The organism is Glycomyces sp. NPDC021274, from assembly GCF_040641195.1.
GTDB lineage: Bacteria > Actinomycetota > Actinomycetes > Mycobacteriales > Micromonosporaceae > Glycomyces.
The window spans coordinates 1-4164 of record NZ_JBFADC010000032.1; the positions used below are offsets into that span (position 1 = coordinate 1).

General features: G+C 71.4%; 5 protein-coding genes. All 5 read right to left on the minus strand.

Annotation, left to right across the window (positions count from 1 at the left end; translation table 11 throughout):
• Positions 1–66: 66 nt before the first annotated feature.
• Complete coding sequence (locus tag AB0I03_RS26220; protein ID WP_102927035.1) at positions 67–522, minus strand: protein kilB; 456 nt, start codon at positions 520–522, stop codon at positions 67–69.
• 89 nt (positions 523–611) lie between these two features.
• The gene (locus AB0I03_RS26225; protein WP_146051281.1) at positions 612–1061 is read right to left on the minus strand and encodes a hypothetical protein; all 450 of its coding nucleotides are present in this window, start codon (positions 1059–1061) and stop codon (positions 612–614) included.
• A gap of 85 nt (positions 1062–1146) precedes the next feature.
• Entirely contained in the window at positions 1147–1368 is a 222-nt protein-coding gene (locus AB0I03_RS26230; RefSeq protein ID WP_102927037.1) for a hypothetical protein, read from the minus strand.
• A 20-nt stretch (positions 1369–1388) separates the two neighbouring features.
• Positions 1389–1844 (minus strand): Pycsar system effector family protein, encoded by a 456-nt coding sequence (locus AB0I03_RS26235; RefSeq protein ID WP_102927038.1) that lies wholly within the window; start codon positions 1842–1844, stop codon positions 1389–1391.
• 323 nt (positions 1845–2167) lie between these two features.
• A partial coding sequence (locus AB0I03_RS26240) for an ATP-binding protein (protein WP_360417273.1) occupies positions 2168–4164 on the minus strand: 1997 nt, incomplete at its 5' end.

The following is a 4164-nucleotide window of genomic DNA, read 5'->3' on the forward strand; positions in this document are numbered from 1 at the left end:
GGTCTCACACACAAAGCCGCTGCGCGCCGGTCGGCGCGCAGCGGCTGCGGCAGTCCCCACCGTCGGTTAGGCGGCCAGGGCGACCGCGGCGTTGGTGGTCAGGCGGTCCACGGCGGTCAGGGCGGTGTCCCGGAGGTCGGCGAGCGTGCGGTCGTCGGAGGCTCCGCGCAGTGCGTAGGTGGCCTGGGCAGCGTCCTTGGCGGATTCGGCCAGGGTGGGGATGAGCAGGGTGACGGTCAGGAGCGGGACGGTGATGGCGGAGCGCGTCTCGTGGCTGGTGGTGCGGGCCTTGTTGTACGCGTCGGTGTCGGCGCCGGAGAGGGCCAGGTCTTCGCGGACCCACATGGCCCGGCGGTGGTCGGCCAGGGCTGCCACCAGAGCGGCGATGGCGGCCAGTTGGCGGTCTCGGAGGTCGTCGGCGCGCGCTTCGTCTCGTTCCGCGCGGGCGGCGCGCTGCTGGAGAACGTAGGTGGTGGCTGACCCCAGTAATGTGCCGGTCACGGCGATGATGCTCGACCACATGTGGTGTTCCCTTTCGGATGATGGTGCTGGTGGGGGCGCGCCGTCGGTCGGCGGGGCGCGTGTGCGGCTGGGCGAGGGTCAGAGGGTGGTCATGCCGCCGTCCCTGTCGTGTACTCCGGAGCCCCGCGGTAGGTGCCGGTTCGGCGGTAGTGCCGGTCCGCTTCCGTGTAGGCGGCCTTGCATCGCTGGCAGGGGTTTGTTCCGGTCCGGCGGTGCTTCCGGTAGCCACCCACCGTGCCGCAGAGGACCTTTGACGGGCGCGGCTGGGTCGGGCGTGCCGGCGGGACGCTGGAGGGGAACCACTTGCGGAGGGTGTCGCATGAGACGCCGATGCGTTCCGCGACGGTCGAGTAGGGGACGTCGCCGCGTTCGAGCATCAGCCGCGCGGTGTAGTGGGTTTCGTCCCTTGTGAGGTTCCAGCCGTGGCGGTTGCCGGCCATTGCTCGGGCTACCGCGATGGTGTCGATAACGATCAAGCCGTCGGAGGTGGCGACCCATACCGTCGGCATCGCCGGGAGGGGCGGGCGGGTAGGCTCCATGGTGATCAGTCCCTTCGGTCTCGTCGGGGTGGTCCGGCCCCGGGCAGTGCAGCCACACTTGCCCGGGGCGTTTGTGTGTCGTGCTTCAGACGGTGGGGTCGTAGTCGGGGAAGGCGTCGCGCATCAGGCGGACGAGGCGCTGTTCGTCGCCCAGCAGTCCGGCTGCCCGAAGCTTGGTGTTGGCGTCGTGTGCGGCGTTGCTCAGGCTCTCTTCGGCGGCGGGGTGGTGGGGGTCGCCGGCGGCGGCCTGAGTGACCTTCCAGAGGCGGTAGAACGCCTGTAGAGCGGCTTTGGTGGTGTCGTCCATGGGGTTCTCCTCGCGGGTTTTCAGTGGCTCAGGATGGCGGCTACGGCGATTGCTGCGGTGGCGATGAACGCGCAGTCTCCGGCCCACCGTTGGACTCGCATCTTGCGGTAGGCGATGCGGCTGGCGGTCTGCACGCGGGTGGCGCGGCGGTCCTCGTGCATGGCCGCTTCGATCTGCTCCGGGGTGGCGTTCTTCCAGGCGATGAAGCTGGCCCCGTCATGGGTCCCGCTGGTGCCGGGTGTGGCCAGGCGGGGGCGGATGACCAGCAGTGCCAGGAGTACGGAGGCGGCCAGGGCGACGGCGCCGATCGCTTCGAGTGCGAGGGTGGCTCCGTTGACGTCCCGGTTCATGAGGCCGAGTGCGGCGACCAGCAGGCCGTCGAGAGTGAGGATTGACCCCGCTTTGCTGTCGGCTTTGGTGATCTCGCCGCCGACGTTGGCGAGTGCGTCGGTCCAGTTCCGTTCGGTGTGTTCCACGTGTCTCCCCTGCTCACGGGTGGTTGACCACCTTTACTATGGCAGGCGCTAGCCAGGGTGGTCAACCACCTGTCACAATGCATTTATGGCCAATCAGCACAAGCACCCGGTGCGCGGACTCCGCGGCATCCCCAATGACCTGTGGGCGGCCTTCGATGAGGCCACACAGCGCCAACACACCGACCGTTCCTCGGAGTTGCGGCGCTTCATGGAGTGGTACGTCGGGCGGAACGCTGAGCTACCCCAACGCTCCCCCACTCCCAGACCATGACCCCGAGCACGACGAAGGCCCCGTCCGTTGGACGGGGCCTTCGTCATCGCTGTCACCTTCCTGGTGCGGTGCGGAGGTCCACCAGTACGGGCGGGGCGCTGTCCCCCGTCACGGAGGCGACGGACAGCACAGCGTGGCCGGCCGGGACGGCGTGGGCGAGATCCGACGCCGACCAGCGTTCGCGTTCAACCTGCCGGACGGTGACTGCCTGGGAGGTGGGTGCCTTGCCGGACACCACGGTGCGGAGGCTGTTCAAAGCCTTACCGCCGGCGGAGTGCGCGATGATCTGCCGGTCGGTCACATCGCGCGTCTCTACCCATTCCTTGCCCCACACTTCGGCGAACGGCGCGCCGTCCCAGGTGGTGACGCCCGCGAACGCCATACGGCAGCCCACCGCACCGAGCAGCGCCCCGCGCAGATCTGTGGGGACGTCCTCCAACGACCGCAGGGTGAGCACGGCGCCGGCGTTGGCCGAGCGCAGGCGCTGGATGCCGCGTAGGGCCTCCGCGGTGATGATCTGGGATGCGTCGGCGATGACCAGGCAGGCGAACAGGGACCGGTCGGCGCGGGCAGCGGCGCATTCGGTGAACTGCGCCAGGATCAGCCGCGCCAGGATCCGGGACGCTTCGACGTGCCCACGGTCCGGGAGGTCGATCCGGACGCGCAGCGGGCGATCCAGCGCCCGCAGGGAGACCTGCCGGGCGGTGTCCGTGGGCTGGAAGAACGTGGCGAAGGCGGGGCGGTCCAGCCGTGCGATGCGGTCCGTCAGAGGTTCTGCGACGTCGCCGGCTCGGCCGGCCTGGCGTGCGCGGACGTCCAGCTCGCGGAGGGCGGAGGCGGCGGCCGGGCCGTCCCTGTCGGTCAGTGCGTCGCGGAGGGCACCGAGCGCCGGTGCGGCGCCGTCCAGCAACTCCCGCAACTCCGGGACGGTGGGGAACCGGCCGTGGACGACACGGAAGGGGCCGAGCAGCTGCGCCAGGGCGGTTGCTGCGCGCCGGGTGTCGACGCCGTCCATGTCGCCAACGAGGGCTTCGGCGAGGGTGGCGGCGGCTTCGTCGGGGTCAGTGGTGCCGCCGTAGAGGTCGAGGTCGTGGTCGGAGTCGGCGGCGCCGGGTCGGACGATGACGTCGAAGGCGTCGTCGGGGCCGAGTGCAGCACCAGCCGGGCCGACGGCCACCAGGGCGCATTGTCCGGCCAGGGCCTGGAGCGACATGGCCTCTACCACCGGCCGGACCAGGCGTTGGGTCTTGCCGCTCCCGGCCGGGCCGACGGCCAGCAGGGACGTGCCCAGCAGCTGGGGGTCCAGGGCCATGCCGGCGCCCCTGTAGGTGTGGGGGGTGCGGTCGTTGTCGACGGCGGTGCCGATCCGTACCTGTCGCGTGAGTAGGTCGTGGTGGGCGGTGCGGCGCGCGATGTTGCGGTGCCCGGAGGGGTGGATGTAGGCGGCGGCGCCCCGGTCGCGCACGGCTGCGGTGAACTTGGCGGCGGGGATGCGGCCGGCGCGGACGGCGCTCCAGGCGTGCCGGATCCGGGCTGCGTCGACGTCGGACATGCTGCCGAAGCGCGCGGCGGACGTCAGGGTGTCGGCGGCCTCCGGGGCGCCGTGGGTGCGGAGTTCGGGCCAGACGGCGGGGTCGGCGGCCGGGGGCGGCGCGGTCGGCGGGGCTTGCTCCTGGAGGTTGTGCCACATGGGGACGAGGGTGCGGCGGGCGAGTTCTTTCCAGCGGCCCATGCGGGCGGCGACCACGGTGATGCCGATGGCCCAGATGCCGTAGTAGGCCCAGCCCACGATCACGAACGCCCACGGGTCGGAGGGGCCCAGGACCTCCAGCGGCCATAGCCAGTAGCGGCCGAGGTAGCCGTTCCACAGCAGCGACCACAGCAGCCAGCCCAGCAGCGCGGAGGCCAGCGCGCCGAACACCAGCCGGCGCAGAGGCCCGTCCTCGTCCTTGCGGGGTGCGGGACGGGGGCGATGGCCGTATCGCCAGATGCCGGGCCCGGCGGAGGCCCGGGGGGCGCGGAGCCACTGCGCAAGGGCGGGTTCGCCGG

What these genes read in the sequence shown, in the direction of transcription:
- AB0I03_RS26230 (WP_102927037.1), bottom strand. Translation starts at nt 1,368, where the DNA reads ATGGACGACACCACCAAAGCCGCTCTACAGGCGTTCTACCGCCTCTGG.
- AB0I03_RS26220 (WP_102927035.1), bottom strand. Translation starts at nt 522, where the DNA reads ATGTGGTCGAGCATCATCGCCGTGACCGGCACATTACTGGGGTCAGCC.
- AB0I03_RS26225 (WP_146051281.1), bottom strand. Translation starts at nt 1,061, where the DNA reads ATGGAGCCTACCCGCCCGCCCCTCCCGGCGATGCCGACGGTATGGGTC.